17 protein-coding genes are annotated in these 16,696 nt (G+C 41.8%); 16 read left to right on the top strand and 1 reads right to left on the bottom strand.

Annotated elements, in window-relative coordinates:
- Positions 1 to 40 precede the first annotated feature (40 nt).
- The 8 genes from hemW (at position 41) to mtaB (ending at position 9,186) form a co-directional block, all read left to right on the top strand.
- Positions 41 to 1,180 (top strand): radical SAM family heme chaperone HemW, encoded by a 1,140-nt coding sequence (gene hemW, locus NST09_RS11900; RefSeq protein WP_019743215.1) that lies wholly within the window; start codon positions 41 to 43, stop codon positions 1,178 to 1,180.
- 81 nt (positions 1,181 to 1,261) lie between these two features.
- Entirely contained in the window at positions 1,262 to 2,293 is a 1,032-nt protein-coding gene (hrcA, locus tag NST09_RS11895; protein ID WP_008342473.1) for a heat-inducible transcriptional repressor HrcA, read from the top strand.
- 63 nt (positions 2,294 to 2,356) lie between these two features.
- On the top strand, positions 2,357 to 2,914 hold the full coding sequence (gene grpE, locus NST09_RS11890) for a nucleotide exchange factor GrpE (protein WP_008342471.1): 558 nt from the start codon (positions 2,357 to 2,359) through the stop codon (positions 2,912 to 2,914).
- Between the two features lie 24 nt (positions 2,915 to 2,938).
- Positions 2,939 to 4,777, top strand: a complete 1,839-nt coding sequence (gene dnaK / locus NST09_RS11885; RefSeq protein ID WP_342493026.1) for a molecular chaperone DnaK — start codon at positions 2,939 to 2,941, stop codon at positions 4,775 to 4,777.
- A 165-nt stretch (positions 4,778 to 4,942) separates the two neighbouring features.
- Entirely contained in the window at positions 4,943 to 6,076 is a 1,134-nt protein-coding gene (gene dnaJ / locus NST09_RS11880) for a molecular chaperone DnaJ (RefSeq protein WP_008342467.1), read from the top strand.
- 22 nt (positions 6,077 to 6,098) lie between these two features.
- The gene (prmA, locus tag NST09_RS11875; protein WP_017358022.1) at positions 6,099 to 7,034 is read left to right on the top strand and encodes a 50S ribosomal protein L11 methyltransferase; all 936 of its coding nucleotides are present in this window, start codon (positions 6,099 to 6,101) and stop codon (positions 7,032 to 7,034) included.
- A gap of 23 nt (positions 7,035 to 7,057) precedes the next feature.
- Positions 7,058 to 7,828, top strand: coding sequence for a 16S rRNA (uracil(1498)-N(3))-methyltransferase (locus tag NST09_RS11870; protein ID WP_060832439.1), 771 nt, complete (start codon positions 7,058 to 7,060; stop codon positions 7,826 to 7,828).
- A complete protein-coding gene (gene mtaB, locus NST09_RS11865; RefSeq protein WP_342493551.1) occupies positions 7,828 to 9,186 on the top strand; it encodes a tRNA (N(6)-L-threonylcarbamoyladenosine(37)-C(2))-methylthiotransferase MtaB in 1,359 nt (452 codons plus the stop codon). The genes NST09_RS11870 and mtaB overlap by 1 nt, the downstream gene beginning before the upstream one ends.
- Positions 9,187 to 9,226: 40 nt before the next feature.
- On the opposite strand, the gene NST09_RS11860 is transcribed toward mtaB, so the two are convergent.
- Entirely contained in the window at positions 9,227 to 10,156 is a 930-nt protein-coding gene (locus NST09_RS11860; protein WP_060832438.1) for a Na/Pi symporter, read from the bottom strand.
- Positions 10,157 to 10,338: 182 nt separating this feature from the next.
- On the opposite strand from NST09_RS11860, the gene rpsU reads away from it, so the two are divergent.
- The 8 genes from rpsU to NST09_RS11820 all read left to right on the top strand — a co-directional run bounded on the left by rpsU (position 10,339) and on the right by NST09_RS11820 (position 16,622).
- Positions 10,339 to 10,512: a 30S ribosomal protein S21 gene (rpsU, locus tag NST09_RS11855; protein ID WP_003152957.1), complete on the top strand. Its 174-nt coding sequence runs from the start codon at positions 10,339 to 10,341 to the stop codon at positions 10,510 to 10,512.
- A gap of 14 nt (positions 10,513 to 10,526) precedes the next feature.
- Positions 10,527 to 10,976 carry a GatB/YqeY domain-containing protein gene (locus tag NST09_RS11850; RefSeq protein WP_017358018.1) on the top strand — a complete coding sequence of 150 codons (450 nt, stop codon included), beginning with the start codon at positions 10,527 to 10,529 and terminating at the stop codon, positions 10,974 to 10,976.
- A 141-nt stretch (positions 10,977 to 11,117) separates the two neighbouring features.
- Positions 11,118 to 12,431 (top strand): nodulation protein NfeD, encoded by a 1,314-nt coding sequence (locus NST09_RS11845; RefSeq protein WP_007501318.1) that lies wholly within the window; start codon positions 11,118 to 11,120, stop codon positions 12,429 to 12,431.
- A gap of 27 nt (positions 12,432 to 12,458) precedes the next feature.
- The gene (floA, locus tag NST09_RS11840) at positions 12,459 to 13,451 is read left to right on the top strand and encodes a flotillin-like protein FloA (protein ID WP_007501317.1); all 993 of its coding nucleotides are present in this window, start codon (positions 12,459 to 12,461) and stop codon (positions 13,449 to 13,451) included.
- Positions 13,452 to 13,482: 31 nt separating this feature from the next.
- Positions 13,483 to 13,962 carry a hypothetical protein gene (locus NST09_RS11835; protein WP_046527147.1) on the top strand — a complete coding sequence of 160 codons (480 nt, stop codon included), beginning with the start codon at positions 13,483 to 13,485 and terminating at the stop codon, positions 13,960 to 13,962.
- A gap of 206 nt (positions 13,963 to 14,168) precedes the next feature.
- Complete coding sequence (yqfC, locus tag NST09_RS11830; protein ID WP_003217398.1) at positions 14,169 to 14,450, top strand: sporulation protein YqfC; 282 nt, start codon at positions 14,169 to 14,171, stop codon at positions 14,448 to 14,450.
- Positions 14,451 to 14,468: 18 nt separating this feature from the next.
- Positions 14,469 to 15,659: a sporulation protein YqfD gene (gene yqfD / locus NST09_RS11825; protein ID WP_342493025.1), complete on the top strand. Its 1,191-nt coding sequence runs from the start codon at positions 14,469 to 14,471 to the stop codon at positions 15,657 to 15,659.
- 3 nt (positions 15,660 to 15,662) lie between these two features.
- The gene (locus NST09_RS11820) at positions 15,663 to 16,622 is read left to right on the top strand and encodes a PhoH family protein (protein WP_008342419.1); all 960 of its coding nucleotides are present in this window, start codon (positions 15,663 to 15,665) and stop codon (positions 16,620 to 16,622) included.
- The last annotated feature ends 74 nt before the right edge of the window (positions 16,623 to 16,696 follow it).

Here is a 16,696-nt window from a genome sequence, read left to right as displayed (position 1 = left end):
ATAAACTGCGGCTCTTTACCTGTAAAGAAGGTGTCAATAATTGAAAGCAGCATACATTCACATTCCATTTTGTGAGCACATTTGTCACTATTGTGATTTCAATAAATTTTTCATTAAAACCCAACCTGTCGATGAATACTTAGCCGCACTTGAAAAAGAAATGCAGCACACGATCGATCAAAAAGGAGAGCAAGAACTAAAGACGATCTTTATTGGTGGGGGAACCCCGACATCACTGACAACCAGCCAGTTAGATCAGCTTATGGACAGCATTCACCGCGTATTAAAACCAACCAAAAACTTAAGCGAGTTTGCAGTAGAAGCAAACCCCGACGAACTATCGCTTGAGAAATTGAATGTCTTAAAATCAGCAGGCGTTAATCGGCTCAGCTTTGGTGTTCAAACATTTGAAGATGACCTGCTCAAAAAAATCGGACGGGTTCATCAAAAGAAAGATGTTCTCACATCTTTCGAGCGAGCAAGAGCAGTTGGGTTTGACAACATTAGTCTTGATCTGATGTTTGGTTTGCCTCATCAAGAGAAGCATCATGTCATGCATTCACTAGAGACCGCTTTTTCATTAGGTGCAGAACATTATTCGGTTTATTCGCTGATTGTCGAGCCGAAGACGGTTTTTTACAATTTAATGCAAAAAGGGAAACTGCATTTACCACCGCAAGAACGTGAGGCTGAAATGTATGAGCTCGTCATGGATGAAATGGAGCGGCATGGACTCAAACAATATGAGATTAGCAATTACGCCAAACCAGGTTTTGAAAGCCAGCATAACCTCACCTATTGGAGCAACGAAGATTACTTTGGTTTTGGCGCAGGAGCGCACGGGTATGTAGATGGCGTCCGTAATGTGAACGCTGGACCAGTGAAGCATTACTTAGAGCTAATTGATCAAACAGGGTTTCCATATAAGGAAACGCATCAGGTGACAAAAGCAGAACAGATCGAAGAAGAAATGTTCTTAGGTTTGCGGAAAATTGAAGGCGTGAAAAGTGCTCACTTTCAGGCGAAATTTGGAGCATCACCAGAAGCACTCTTTCCCGTCGTTCTTGAAGAATTAGCAGAAAAAGGTCTCATTGAACAGGATGAGATTGGCATTCGCTTGACAAGAAAAGGAAAATTGTTAGGGAATGAAGTATTTCAAGCGTTTCTCGGTGAGTTATAATTGACATTTTAATTTGAGTTTGGTAATTTTGTTTATACAATTAGCACTCGTTGAAAGAGAGTGCTAACAGGGGTGATGATGATGTTAACAAATCGTCAGCTTTTGATTCTACAAGTCATTATTAATGACTTTATTCGTTCGGCGCAGCCAGTTGGATCAAGGACTCTTTCCAAAAAAGAAGACATTACATTCAGCTCTGCGACGATTAGAAACGAAATGGCTGATTTGGAGGAACTCGGTTTTATTGAAAAGACCCATTCTTCATCAGGAAGAATTCCTTCCGAAAAAGGATATCGTTATTATGTAGATCATTTGCTCTCTCCGCGAAAACTGTCATCTAAAGAGCTTGTGCTCATCCAGTCAGTATTTCAGGAGAAAATTTTTGAGCTGGAAAAAACAGTTCAAAAATCGGCGGAAATTTTATCAGATCTCACAAACTACACATCGATTGTCCTTGGTCCAAAGCTAAGTGAAAATCGCTTGAAGCAAATTCAGCTTGTCCCTGTCCAGCCTAATAAAGCAGTAGCGATTATGATTACAGACAGCGGGCATGTTGAAAACAAAACCATTACCTTCTCTGAGCATCTTGATGTCTCCGATATTGAGAAGCTAATGAATATTTTAAACAGCCGCTTAGCCGGAGTCCCGATGGATCAGCTGAAGGACAGGATGTATAAAGAAGTAGTGATGCTCCTTCGCACGCATTTAAAAGACTATGATCATATTTTAGATGCGCTTGGTAACACATTCACTTCAACACAAAATGAATCAAAACTTTTCTTTGGCGGGAAGATTAATATGTTGAACCAGCCAGAGTTTCATGACATTGACCGCATTCGTTCACTCATGATGCTGATTGAACAAAAGAACGATGTCATGCAGCTGTTTCATCCAAATCAGCAAGGAATCACCATTAAAATCGGTTCAGAAAACAATTTGGAAGCAATGGAGAACTGCAGTTTAATCACAGCAACTTATGCGATTGATCAAAAATCACTCGGCTCCATCGCTGTCATTGGTCCAACCCGTATGGATTACGGGCGAGTCGTTAGTCTTTTGCATCATGTATCAAAAGACTTGTCAAACGCACTTTCCAATTTGTATGATGAGTAGGGTGATAAAAGGTGGGGGCATAGCCCCTTCGTATAATTGAATCTTTTGAGGGAGGTGAACACAATGTCAGAAGAAAAACAGACACCTGAGCAAGCAGCAGAGGTTGAAGCACAAGAAGAAGCAGTTCAAGCAGAAACTGAGGAAGTAAAGCACGATGAACAGTCTGCCTTCCAAGAGAAGATTGATGAATTGCAGCAGCTTCTAGATGAAAAAGAAAACAAAATTCTGCGTGTTCAAGCAGATTTTGAAAACTATAAACGCCGTGCTCGAACTGAAGTGGAGACCGTGCAAAAATATCGTTCTCAACATGTTGTCAGCGACCTTCTCCCAGCTCTCGACAACTTTGAAAGAGCGCTTGGAATCGATCCAGACAATGAGCAGACGAAAAGTTTGTTAGAAGGTATGCAAATGGTTTACCGCCAGCTGGTAGAAGCGTTGAAAAATGAAGGCGTTGAACCAATTGAAGCTGTCGGCAAAGAGTTCGATCCAAACCTTCATCAAGCCGTCATGCAAGTTGAAGATGAAAACTACGATTCAAACATCGTTGTAGAAGAATTGCAAAAGGGCTATAAACTCAAAGACCGAGTTATTCGTCCATCAATGGTAAAAGTAAATCAATAACTACATAATGGGAGGTCATCGAATATGAGTAAAATCATTGGTATTGACTTAGGAACAACAAACTCATGCGTTGCAGTACTCGAAGGCGGCGAGCCAAAAGTTATTGCAAACGCTGAAGGAGCACGTACAACACCATCTGTTGTCGCTTTTAAAAATGGAGAGCGCCAAGTAGGTGAAGTAGCGAAACGTCAATCAATTACAAACCCAAACACCATCATGTCTGTTAAAAGACATATGGGTACAGATTATAAAGTAGAAGTTGAGGGCAAGAACTACACGCCGCAGGAAATCTCTGCAATCATCCTTCAACACCTTAAATCTTACGCTGAAGCTTATCTTGGCGAAGAAGTAACAAAAGCGGTTATTACAGTTCCTGCTTACTTCAACGACGCAGAGCGCCAAGCAACAAAAGATGCTGGTAAAATTGCTGGTCTTGAAGTAGAACGTATCATCAACGAACCAACAGCAGCTGCACTTGCTTATGGTTTAGATAAAACAGATGAAGATCAAACGATCCTTGTATATGACCTTGGCGGCGGTACATTTGACGTATCAGTCCTTGAGCTTGGAGACGGCGTCTTTGAAGTACGCTCAACTGCTGGGGACAACCGTCTAGGTGGAGACGATTTTGACCAAGTCATCATCGATCATCTAGTGGCTGAGTTCAAAAAAGAAAACGGCATTGATCTTTCTAAAGATAAAATGGCGCTTCAGCGTTTAAAAGATGCTGCTGAAAAAGCGAAAAAAGATCTTTCTGGTGTATCTTCTACACAAATCTCACTGCCATTTATCACAGCTGGAGATGCAGGTCCTCTTCACCTAGAATTAACGCTAACGCGTGCTAAATTCGAAGAGCTTTCTGCAGACCTTGTAGAGCGTACAATGACACCTGTACGTCAATCACTGAAAGATGCTGGTCTATCTGCTAGCGAGATTGATAAAGTCATCCTTGTTGGTGGTTCAACTCGTATTCCTGCAGTACAAGAAGCAATCAAAAAAGAAACAGGCAAAGAGCCTCATAAAGGCGTAAACCCTGATGAAGTAGTTGCACTTGGTGCGGCAATTCAAGGTGGAGTTATCACTGGAGATGTCAAAGACGTTGTTCTTCTTGACGTCACACCACTTTCTTTAGGAATTGAAACAATGGGCGGCGTATTCACAAAGCTGATTGAACGTAATACAACCATTCCAACAAGTAAATCTCAAGTATTCTCAACGGCTGCTGACAACCAAACTGCTGTAGACATTCACGTCTTACAAGGTGAGCGTCCAATGGCAGCAGACAACAAAACATTAGGTCGTTTCCAATTGACTGATATCCCGCCAGCACCACGCGGCGTACCACAAATCGAAGTATCTTTTGATATCGATAAAAACGGTATTGTCAACGTACGTGCGAAAGATATGGGTACAGGCAAAGAGCAAAACATCACAATCAAATCTTCTTCAGGTCTTTCTGATGATGAGATCGAAAAAATGGTCAAAGAAGCAGAAGAAAATGCTGAAGCAGATGCAAAGAAAAAAGAAGAAATCGAAGTGCGCAATGAAGCAGATCAATTAGTGTTTACAACAGAAAAAACATTAAACGATCTTGAAGGCAAAATCGATGAAGAGCAAGTGAAAAAAGCGAATGATGCAAAAGATGCGCTAAAAGCTGCGATCGAAAAAGGCGAGCTTGAAGACATCAAAGCGAAAAAAGATGAGCTACAAACAATCGTTCAAGAATTAACGACAAAGCTCTATGAAGAAGCTGCAAAACAAGCACAAGCTCAGCAAGAAGGCGCTGAAGGTGCTCAAAAAGCAGATGACAATGTAGTGGATGCAGAATACGAAGAAGTAAACGACGATCAAGAGAAAAAATAATCACCTTTACTTTTGAAAAAGACTGCTGAAACGTACTCGTCAGAAAGTCAAAGTCAGGATCTCTTGGCTTTGACTTTTTTCTTTTCAACGATGAAAAGGAATTGAAAAAGATCAATTTAAAATGATACAATCGTATTTATGTGAGAAAATCGGGAGTGTGAAGAGATGAGTAAGCGTGATTACTATGAAGTGCTTGGCGTGAGTAAGAGCGCCTCAAAGGACGAAATCAAAAAGGCATACCGCAAGCTTTCAAAAAAGTATCACCCTGATATTAATAAAGAAGCTGGCTCAGATGATAAATTCAAAGAAGTAAAAGAAGCCTATGAAACCCTTTCTGACGATCAAAAGCGTTCACATTATGACCAGTTCGGTCACACCGATCCAAACCAAGGATTTGGTGGCGGCGGATTTGGCGGTGGAGGAGACTTTGGCGGCTTCGGCGGCTTTGATGACATCTTCTCTAGTATTTTTGGCGGCGGAGCCAGAAGAAGAGATCCAAATGCACCGCGTCAAGGAGCGGACCTTCAATATACAATGACCCTTTCATTTGAAGAAGCGGCATTTGGGAAAGAAGCAACGATCGAGATTCCCCGCGAGGAATCATGTGAAACGTGTCATGGATCAGGTGCAAAACCTGGAACACAGGCGAAGACATGCTCACATTGCGGCGGATCAGGTCAACTAAATGTCGAGCAATCCACGCCATTTGGTAAAGTAGTCAACCGCAGAGTATGTAACTACTGTAGCGGAACTGGTAAACAAATTGAACATAAGTGTTCAACATGTGGTGGATCTGGTAAAGTGCGTAAGCGTAAGAAAATCAATGTGACGATCCCAGCAGGTGTGGACGATGGTCAGCAGCTTAGAGTATCTGGTCAAGGTGAACCAGGTGTAAATGGAGGACCTCCAGGCGATCTATTTGTTGTTTTCCATGTGAGGGCGCATGAATTCTTCGAACGAGATGGAGATGACATCTACTGCGAAATGCCGCTTACCTTTGCGCAGGCTGCACTAGGTGATGAAATTGAAGTGCCGACATTACATGGGAAAGTCAAATTAAAAGTTCCTGCGGGCACACAAACGGGTACGAAGTTTAGACTCAAAGGAAAAGGTGTAAAAAATGTACGCGGTTATGGTCAAGGCGATCAGCATATCGTTGTACGCGTCGTAACACCGACGAATTTAACTGAAAATCAAAAAGATATCATTAGAAAATTTGCTGAAGTGAGCGGAAATAAACCGGACGAACAAGAAATGAGCTTTTTCGATAAGGTGAAACGCGCATTTAAAGGCGAGTAAGACGGATAAGGAGTTGGTAGTATTGAAGTGGTCAGAAATTAGCGTCCATACAACAAATGAAGCGGTGGAACCGATCACCAATATTTTGCATGAAGCAGGTGCAAGTGGTGTCGTGATTGAGGACCCGCTTGATTTAGTCAAGGAACGTGAAAATGTATACGGTGAGATCTACCAGCTCGATCCGAATGATTATCCTGAGGAAGGGGTTATCGTCAAAGCCTACCTTCCGATGAATAGCTTTTTGATGGAAACGGTAGATGAGATCAAAGAAGCCATCAATAATCTTCTTCTATACGATATTGACCTTGGACGAAATACATTGTCAATTTGTGAAGTAAACGAAGAAGAATGGGCGACTGCATGGAAGAAATACTATCATCCTGTGAAAATCTCTGAGAAATTTACCATCGTCCCAACATGGGAAGAGTACACACCCGTTCATTCTGATGAATTGATCATCGAAATGGACCCTGGAATGGCATTTGGAACCGGTACACATCCAACAACGGTTCTTTGCATTCAGGCGCTTGAGCGCTATGTGAAGGAAAACGACACGGTGATTGACGTTGGAACAGGATCTGGCATTTTAAGTGTTGCTGCTGCAATGCTCGGTGCAAAAGACATTCATGCATTTGATCTCGACACCGTTGCAGTGGAAAGTGCAAAGCAGAACATCGAATTAAATGGTGTGAGCGAGCAAGTAACGGTAAAACAAAATAATTTACTTGATGGGATTTCAGGTGAACGCGATGTGATTGTGGCCAATATCCTTGCAGAGGTCATCATGCGCTTTACAGATCAAGCGTATGATCTATTGAAGAAAGACGGTTACTTTATTACATCAGGCATTATCGGACAAAAGAAATTACAAGTCAAAACGGCTTTAGAAGAAGCCGGTTTTGAGATTGTTGAAGTGCTGTCAATGGAAGATTGGGTCAGCATTATAGCGAAAAAATAAAGCGAGTAGGTGTCAGGACACGTATGCAACGATATTTTATCGACCTCACAAAAGAAGAAGTGACGGAAAAGGGACACATCGTCATAAAGGGTGAAGATGTTCATCACCTTGCAAACGTCATGCGGATGAAAGCAGGAGAAGACATCCTTTGCTTAACGACAGACGGCTTTGAAGCGCTCAGTAAAATTGATACAATAACAAAGGAAGAAGTGATTTGTCACTTGGAAGGCTGGACGAATCAGAATCGAGAACTTCCGATCAAGGTGACGATTGCAAGCGGTCTGCCAAAAGGGGATAAGCTTGAATGGATTATCCAAAAAGGCACCGAGCTTGGCGCAAGTGCTTTTATTCCGTTTCAAGCGGCTCGTTCGATTACAAAACTTGACCAAAAAAAGTCATTGAAAAAACGAGATCGCTGGGAAAAAATTGCGAAAGAAGCTGCCGAGCAGTCTTACCGGAATATCATTCCGCGCGTTCATCCAGTATCAACATTTAAAGAGCTGATTCAACTGGCCGGTGAATTCGATAAATGTGTCGTTGCATACGAAGAATCATCGAAAGAAGGCGAGCAAAGCCGGTTTCAAACGGTGCTCCAACAGATGAAGGGCGGACAAACCTTATTAGTGGTTTTTGGTCCAGAAGGCGGTTTAGCAGAAAAGGAAATTGAAGAACTTGAAGCGCATGGTGCAGTCATTTGCGGGCTTGGACCACGCATTTTAAGAACAGAAACAGCTCCTCTTTACGCGCTTTCTGCTATATCTTATCAAACAGAGTTATTAAGAGGTGAATCATGATGGGAACAGTAGCGTTCCATACACTTGGCTGTAAGGTCAATCACTACGAAACAGAAGCCATCTGGCAGCTGTTTAAAGAAGCTGGCTATGAAAGAAAAGATTATGAATCAAAAGCAGACGTATATGTCATCAATACATGTACCGTCACCAATACAGGCGATAAAAAAAGCCGCCAAGTCATTAGAAGAGCCATTCGTCATAATCCGGATGGTGTCATTTGTGTAACAGGCTGTTACGCACAAACATCTCCGGCAGAAATCATGGCGATTCCTGGCGTTGATATTGTGGTTGGCACACAAGACAGACATAAACTGCTTGGTTATATTGAAGAATACAGAAGAGAAAGACAGCCGATCAATGGAGTTGGCAATATCATGAAAGCACGGGTCTTTGAAGAACTAGATGTTCCTGCGTTTACTGACAGAACACGTGCTTCGTTAAAAATCCAAGAAGGCTGTAACAATTTCTGTACATTCTGCATTATCCCTTGGGCTCGCGGATTACTGCGTTCTCGCGATCCAGAAGAAGTCATCAATCAAGCGCAGCAGCTTGTCGATGCTGGCTACAAAGAAATTGTATTAACAGGTATTCATACAGGTGGATATGGTGAAGATTTAAAGGATTATAACTTTGCTAAGCTTCTGAAAGAATTAGATGAACGTGTGGCGGGATTAAAACGAATCCGCATTTCATCCATTGAAGCAAGTCAAATTACAGACGAAGTGATTGAAGTGCTCGATCAGTCAGATAAAATTGTGAGACACTTGCACATTCCGCTTCAATCTGGCTCTAATACTGTACTGAAAAGAATGCGCCGTAAATACACAATGGAATTCTTTGCAGAGCGTTTAACGAAGCTCAAAAAAGCATTGCCAGGTCTTGCTGTCACTTCAGATGTGATCGTTGGATTCCCAGGAGAAACAGAAGAAGAATTTATGGAAACATACAATTTTGTCAAAGACCATCAATTCTCTGAGCTCCATGTGTTCCCTTACAGCAAACGGACAGGTACGCCTGCTGCAAGAATGGAAGATCAAGTAGATGAGAATGTGAAAAACGAACGCGTTCACCGCCTCATTGCTCTTTCTGATCAGCTTGCGAAAGAATATGCATCGGCATATGAAGGCGATGTCTTAGAGATTATTCCAGAAGAATCCTTCAAAGAACAAGACGGAACGCACAATCTGTATGTAGGATATACTGATAACTACATGAAGGTCGTATTTGAAGGAACAGAGGACATGATCGGCCGTTTGGTGAAAGTGAAGATTACGAAAGCAGGTTATCCTTATAACGAAGGACAATTCGTCCGTATAAGTGATGGCGTGCAGACGGATCAAGTGAGAATGACCTCATAATGAATGAAAAACCGGCAGCCATTAGGCAAGCCGGTTTCTTTTATGTTGACCGATTCGGAAGAAGGAACAAAATCAAGGCGTGAAAAGGGCGGATGAACGGGAAAAAGAGGAGAGAACTTGCAACATTAAACAGCAGACTAAAGTGCGCAATCTGCTGGGCAGGAGAGCTTGCTAAAAGCGCAACAAACTCTGTGATAAAGGCGAGAAAAGGAAGACATAAAAGAACACCTAGAACATTAAACACGACGTGTGCATACGCGGTTTGGCGGGCTGCATAACCGCCAGAGATAGCAGCCATCACGGCAGTAATACATGTTCCGATATTGGATCCTAAAACAAAGCTGATGCCTTCTTTTAGAGCGACAGTCCCTTCATTCATAAATCCCATCAAAATACCGATACATACAGAGCTTGAATGAACAATCGCGGTGAGAACTGTACCAGAGAGAAGAGCTGTCCAATCGGAATGCTGCATCATTTCAAGGAAACGCAGCGTCTCTGGCTGACTGGTCATCATCCCTGCAATTTTTGAAAAACCTTGAATGCAAAAAAAGATCATGCCAAGCCCAAATAAACTTTTTCCTGCATATCGAAAAGACTTCCTGCCCAAAATGATACATAAAAGACCGGCTGCAATCAGAACCCACATAAACACGTCCATCTTAATGGCAATAAATTCTGTCGTAAATGTTGAGCCGATATTCGTTCCAAGAATCATGGGTATGGATTTTTTAAACGTGAGAATGCCTGTACTCACAAAGCCGATAACGATGACCATAAACGCCGAACTGCTTTGAAGAACCCCTGTAAACACAATACTGACCAAGAATGCTTTGACTGGATGATCTGTAAAGAGAAGAAGAGATTTCTCAATACGAGACGACGTGAGCGTCATTAATCCTTTCCTAAGCAAACCCATTGCCCATAAAAAAATGAAAATAAGTGCACAAAAATAAATGATCGCCATCATAGAAAAGTCCTCCTCTTACCAATGAATATATGGACTTGTCTACCTGCTCATGACGAAAATATATTTCCAAATCACTTAGTTGACCTCAACCTAGGCTTATATTATAATGTCTAGGTACATGTTTTGCATGTATATCTTTTTTTAATGCAGTCGATTGGTGTATTCGGAGGGAGGGAAAGAGAATGTCAAAAACGGTCGTTAGAAAAAACGAATCGCTTGAAGATGCTCTTCGTCGCTTTAAACGCAGTGTATCCAAAACTGGAACATTGCAAGAAGCAAGAAAGCGTGAATTTTATGAAAAGCCTAGCGTAAAGCGTAAGAAAAAGTCTGAAGCTGCTAGAAAACGTAAATTCTAAAGAGGGTGGATTTTATGAGTCTTCTTGAGCAATTAAATTCTGATATGAAGCTTTTTATGAAAAACCGAGAGAAAGACAAGCTTCTTGTCATTCGTATGGTAAAGGCTTCACTGCAAAATGAAGCAATAAAGCTTAAGAAAGACAGTTTGACCGGAGATGAGGAACTAACCGTCCTTTCCCGCGAGATTAAGCAACGTAAAGACTCCCTCCATGAATTTTCGAAAGCTAATCGCTTAGATTTAGTAGATAAAGTTCAAAAAGAGATTGACATTTTAGACGTTTATTTACCTGAACAGCTTTCTGAAGAAGAACTGCAGGCGGTTGTGAAAGAAACAATCGCCGAAACCGGTGCTTCATCGAAAGCTGATATGGGTAAAGTGATGAGCGCTATTATGCCAAAAGTAAAAGGTAAAGCTGATGGTGCTGTGATTAACAGACTTGTCAGCGAGCAACTGTCTCAATAAAAAAGTATCCTTCTCATGTTAGAAGGGTACTTTTTTTATGCCTCCATAAACCTGTCATATAAAAATGAAACCTATGATACATTTGTAACGTATGTAAAGGAACGGTAAAATGAAAGAAAGAGAGGGGGGATCACCAAATAGATGAAAAAAATGAAAATTTCTATTGCTCTCTTCAGTTGTTTTATAATATGCTTGTTATTAGGGGTTCAATTGACCGCGAAATCAGCAGATCAGAAAGTTCATGTTATCCCAATTGAAGATACAGTAGAAAAAGGACTTTCTAAATTCATTGAACGATCATTTGAGCAGGCAAAGTCGGAACGGGCGAAGCACATCATTCTCGACATCAATACACCAGGTGGTGCAGTCGATGCGGCGCTTGAAATAGCCGATACCATTCGTGCATCCGATATCCCAGTGACAGCGTTTGTGAATCATAGAGCGCTTTCAGCCGGGGCATTCATTGCCTTAAATGCCGATCAAATTTATATGACCCCAAACGGAAAGATGGGGGCTGCTGCGATTATTGATGGTGAAGGCAACGCTGCCGATCAAAAATCTGAATCTCTATGGCTTGCTGAAATGAGTGACGCTGCTGAAAAGCAGGGGCGTGATCCAAAATATGCTCTTGCGATGGCAGATGTAGATATAGACGCAAAAGAAGCTGGTGCACCAAAAGGAGAATTGCTGACCTTTAACACAGATCGGGCACTTCAGTTCGGTTATGCAGAAGGAGAAGCGAAAAATATGGATGACTTGCTTCAGAAGCTGAACTTAGCAGATGCTTCTGTTCAATACGATGAAGTGAGCTTTGCTGAAAAGGTTGCGCGTTTTCTCACGCATCCGATCGTCATTCCTATCCTTTTATCCATCGCGAGCTTAGGGTTAATTGTTGAATTATATTCTCCCGGCTTTGGGGTCCCAGGCACCATGGGAGTCACAGCGCTTCTTCTATTCTTTTATGGTCATCTCGTGGCAGGTTTTGCAGGATATGAGACATTGTTCCTGTTTTTGGCAGGGATTGTGTTGATCATTCTGGAATTATTTTTGCCAGGGGGAATCGTGGGTGTCATTGGACTAATCTGTGTCGTTGTCAGCTTATTTTTAGCAGCTGGAAGCTTTACAGAAATGGCGATTTCCATCTTGATTGCCACTGCTGTTTCAATCATAGCAGTTATTTTATTGACAAAGGTGTTGGGGAAACGTATGAAATTTTTTAAAAAGTTCATTTTAACCGATTCAACCAATAAAGAAAGTGGTTATGTCTCAAATGAAACAAGAGATGATCTTGTAGGACAAATCGCAGTGACAGCAACAGCACTTCGTCCATCTGGTACGATTGTATTCGGAGACGAGCGCATTGATGTTGTGTCAGAAGGTGCTTTTATCGATAAGGATGAACAAGTAAAAATTGTGAAAGCGGAAGGCTCACGCATTGTCGTGAGGAAAGTATAGATATACTGATTTTATAGGAGGAATAAAATGGATCCATCTACTTTACTATTATTTGTGATTATCGCAGCAGGTTTGATCGTTCTATCGATCTTCTTCACCTTTGTACCGGTGATGCTGTGGATTTCTGCCCTAGCGGCTGGCGTAAGAGTGAGCATTTTTACACTTGTAGGAATGAGGCTTCGCCGAGTGATTCCAAACCGAGTGGTCAACCCGCTCATCAAAGCGCATAAAGCAGGTCTTGATGCGACGATTAACCAATTAGAAAGCCACTATCTTGCAGGTGGTAACGTAGACCGAGTTGTCAACGCACTGATCGCAGCTCAGCGTGCGAATATCGAATTGAACTTTGCTCGCTGTGCGGCAATCGACCTAGCAGGCCGTGACGTACTTGAAGCTGTCCAAATGAGTGTAAACCCTAAAGTCATTGAAACACCATTTATCTCAGGTGTTGCGATGGACGGGATTGAAGTAAAAGCAAAAGCACGTATTACAGTTCGTGCAAACATTGACAGACTTGTCGGTGGTGCAGGGGAAGAAACGATCATTGCTCGTGTAGGTGAAGGGATTGTTTCGACAATCGGTTCATCAGATAATCATAAAAAGGTTCTTGAAAATCCTGATATGATTTCTCAAACGGTTCTTGGTAAAGGATTAGATTCAGGTACAGCATTTGAAATTCTCTCGATTGATATCGCAGATGTTGATATCGGTAAGAATATCGGGGCGATCCTGCAGACAGACCAAGCAGAAGCCGACAAAAACATTGCACAGGCGAAAGCAGAAGAACGCCGCGCGATGGCTGTTGCACAAGAACAAGAAATGCGTGCGAGAGTTGAAGAAATGCGCGCGAAAGTAGTAGAAGCAGAGGCTGAAGTACCACTTGCAATGGCCGAAGCACTACGTGAAGGTAATATTGGAGTTATGGACTACATGAACATTAAGAATATCGATGCTGATACGGATATGAGAGATTCATTTGGCAAAATGACAAAAGGTCCATCTGATAATGAAAACAAATAAGCATCCTCTCACGCTTTAAGGAGGGAGCCCATTGGACATTCTATTTGAAAATCCGTTACTAATAGCGATTATCATCGGTATTATCTCTGCGGTCTTTGGGAAAATCGGCAAACAAGAGGAGAAGGAACAAAATAACCGGCAGCAAAAGCCGGCTCCTCAAAAGAAGGCAGAACAAACACGACCAGCCCCGGTCAAAACAGACCAGTTGGACGATTTTGGCGATGTACATGATCATGGCGGGATGAAGAAACAAGGTTCACAGTCCTTACAGGATCGTTATACAGCTACACTTGCCGAAATGGAAGAAAGAAAAAGCGAGCTGAATAAAGAGTTTCAATCGCTTGAAAGAGAACTTACAAGGCCAAAGGCAGCATCTGCTGGAATGAAGCCGAAAATGATTGAGAAACTCAACCAAGATACGGTCGTTCAAGGGATGATCCTTGGTGAAGTATTTGGAGAGCCTCGTGCGAAAAAGCCACATCGAACGATGAAACGGCCATATAAAAGATAAAGAAGTAAGCCCCCTCATCCTTAAGGGGGTTTTTTTGTTGCGTAATGGAGATTTTTCTTAGTCAAAATGATGAAACGGTTGTTTTACGGGATTCATTAGCATGATATGAACCGCTGAGGAATAGGATGATATAGAGGCTTTCTCATCAGTCTCACCATCTTTCAGTTTGATCTCATACACATGAGGTGGGAAGGGGTTCTTATTGAATGGGAAAAAGAAAAAATCAACTTAAAGCATGGCTGACAAGAACACTTGAAATCCCTCCGGACGTGATGATGGATCTTCCCCGTATTACGATGGTTGGCAGACTCCATATTTACATAGAGAACCATAAAGGGCTTTTACTTTTCAGTGATCAAGAGGTAAGGCTGATGCTCAAGCAAGGACAGTGCATTATTTCAGGAAAAGACTTTGTGATTAAAACGATTTTGCCAGAAGAGATCTTATTAGAGGGGAAAATCGATGAGGTCCGTTATATTGATTCTTAACTGACGGAGGGGAGAAACGTGAAGAACAAATGGTTTTCCTATTTTATTGGCAGAGTGGAAGTGGAGATAAGAGGAAGCGGTATTGAGCGGCTAATCAATGAGTGCACGAGACAGGGGATCACAATTTTTCAAGTGAGCCGCCGTCAAGACAGCGTGCGCTTATTTATTCGCCTCTCAGATGTACATGCCTTTAGAAAAGTGCGCAGACATCATGAGGTGAAATGTTCGTTTCATCAAAAGAAAGGGTTCCCGTTTCTTCTTCTATGGTCGAGAAGAAATATTGGCTTCACCCTCGGGATGGCTTTTTTCCTAGTGACGATATTGGCTCTTTCAAATATGGTGTGGAAAATTGAGATTAAAGGTGCGAATCCAGAAACAGAACACCAAATGAGAAAGCATCTGGACGAAATAGGGGTACAAAAAGGGCGTTTTCAGTTTCTCATGGGGACACCTGAAAAAATACAAAAGTCATTGACGACCAATATTCAGAGCATTACATGGGTCGGAGTTGAACTGAACGGAACGACGTTTCAAATGAAAGTGGTCGAAAAAAATGAACCTGAAAAGGAGAAATATACAAGTCCTCAGCACATCGTTGCCAAGAAAAAGGCGGTTATCACGAGAATGTATGTAGAAAAGGGAGAACCGCTTGCCCAGGTCGATGAGCATGTGAAAAAAGGGCAGATGCTCGTCTCAGGTTTAATTGGGAGTGAAGATCAGAAAAAAACGGTCGGAGCTAAAGCGAAAATCTATGGTGAAACATGGTACCGATCTGAAGTTTCTGTCCCTCTTCGAACATCTTTTGATGTCTTTACGGGTAAAATGAAGACAAAGCACAAGCTCTCCTTGTTTGGAGGCTCCATCCCATTTTGGGGATTTTCCTTTAAAAAAGATGATTTTCAGCAGCCGAAAATAGAAACAGAAGTTCATCCGCTTCATTTTTTGAATATGCAATTGCCGTTCTCCTATGAAAAGGAAATCACACGAGAAAGTGAAAAAATAAATCGAGAATACACAAATAAAGAAGCGGTTCAAGCAGGGATTAAAATGGGTAAAAAAGAAATAGAAGAAAAGCTAGGTCAAACAGGTGAGGTGAAAAGTGAAAAAGTTTTGCACGAGACAACAGGGAATGGTAAAGTTAAGTTAATCATCCTTTACCAAGTAATAGAAGATATTGTTCAACCAACACCTATTGTTCAGGGAGACTAGAGAATGACAGAACATTTACTTGAGATTCAACAAAAATTGGATAGCCCAAACGAAGCCATTGCTTTATTTGGCAATCAAGATGCTTATCTGAAACTGATGGAAAACGAGCTGAATGTCTCCATTATCACACGTGGAGAGAAAGTGTATGTTTCTGGTCAGGAAGCATCAAGAGATACTGTGAGCCGTTTGATTACATCTCTCTTACATCTCATTCGTAAAGGAATTGAGATTTCTGAGCGGGATGTCGTCTATGCCATTAAAATGGCGCAAAAAGACAAGCTCAATTATTTTGAAAATATGTATGAAGATGAAATTACGAAAAATGCCAAAGGCAAGTCGATCAGAGTCAAAACGATCGGCCAGCGTGAATATGCTGCGGCAATGAAAAAAGATGATCTGGTCTTTGGGATTGGACCTGCTGGTACAGGTAAAACGTATTTAGCAGTGGTCAACGCCGTACATGCCCTGAAAAATGGACATGTCAAACGGATTATCCTGACAAGGCCAGCTGTTGAAGCAGGAGAAAGTCTTGGCTTTTTGCCAGGAGATTTAAAAGAAAAAGTCGATCCTTATTTAAGACCGCTATATGATGCTCTGCACGATGTGCTTGGTAGTGATCATACGGAACGTTTAATTGAGCGCGGAGTGATTGAAATTGCCCCTCTTGCCTATATGAGAGGGCGGACGCTTGATGATGCATTTGTGATTTTAGATGAAGCGCAGAATACAACGCCAGCTCAAATGAAAATGTTTTTGACGAGACTAGGCTTTGGTTCTAAAATGGTCATTACAGGAGATATTACACAAATTGATTTGCCTAAAGGTATGCAGTCAGGCCTTGCAGCTGCAAAGGACATGCTTGCTGAGATCAAGGGTATCTCATTCATTGAATTAGATCAGACAGATGTGGTCAGACACCCGCTTGTGGCGAAGATCATTGGAGCATACGAAAAGCAAAAATGAACTGAGTGACCCGATCGCCTTAATCGGGTCATTTTGTTTCGATCGTGGTTTAAAGTAAAAAAGGAGGTACTTTC

The sequence above is a fragment of the Bacillus sp. FSL W7-1346 genome (assembly GCF_038593335.1).
Taxonomy (GTDB): Bacteria; Bacillota; Bacilli; order Bacillales; family Bacillaceae; genus Bacillus; species Bacillus altitudinis.
Note: the sequence above shows the minus strand (reverse complement) of the source record. Positions and strands in the feature narration are given on the sequence as shown.

Coding starts and splice junctions, on each gene's coding strand:
- rpsU (WP_003152957.1), top strand. CDS start 10,339: ATGTCAAAAACGGTCGTTAGAAAAAACGAATCGCTTGAAGATGCTCTT.
- dnaK (WP_342493026.1), top strand. CDS start 2,939: ATGAGTAAAATCATTGGTATTGACTTAGGAACAACAAACTCATGCGTT.
- dnaJ (WP_008342467.1), top strand. CDS start 4,943: ATGAGTAAGCGTGATTACTATGAAGTGCTTGGCGTGAGTAAGAGCGCC.
- grpE (WP_008342471.1), top strand. CDS start 2,357: ATGTCAGAAGAAAAACAGACACCTGAGCAAGCAGCAGAGGTTGAAGCA.
- yqfC (WP_003217398.1), top strand. CDS start 14,169: ATGGGAAAAAGAAAAAATCAACTTAAAGCATGGCTGACAAGAACACTT.
- NST09_RS11850 (WP_017358018.1), top strand. CDS start 10,527: ATGAGTCTTCTTGAGCAATTAAATTCTGATATGAAGCTTTTTATGAAA.
- mtaB (WP_342493551.1), top strand. CDS start 7,828: ATGGGAACAGTAGCGTTCCATACACTTGGCTGTAAGGTCAATCACTAC.
- NST09_RS11860 (WP_060832438.1), bottom strand. CDS start 10,156: ATGATGGCGATCATTTATTTTTGTGCACTTATTTTCATTTTTTTATGG.
- NST09_RS11870 (WP_060832439.1), top strand. CDS start 7,058: ATGCAACGATATTTTATCGACCTCACAAAAGAAGAAGTGACGGAAAAG.
- hrcA (WP_008342473.1), top strand. CDS start 1,262: ATGTTAACAAATCGTCAGCTTTTGATTCTACAAGTCATTATTAATGAC.
- NST09_RS11820 (WP_008342419.1), top strand. CDS start 15,663: ATGACAGAACATTTACTTGAGATTCAACAAAAATTGGATAGCCCAAAC.
- floA (WP_007501317.1), top strand. CDS start 12,459: ATGGATCCATCTACTTTACTATTATTTGTGATTATCGCAGCAGGTTTG.
- NST09_RS11845 (WP_007501318.1), top strand. CDS start 11,118: ATGAAAAAAATGAAAATTTCTATTGCTCTCTTCAGTTGTTTTATAATA.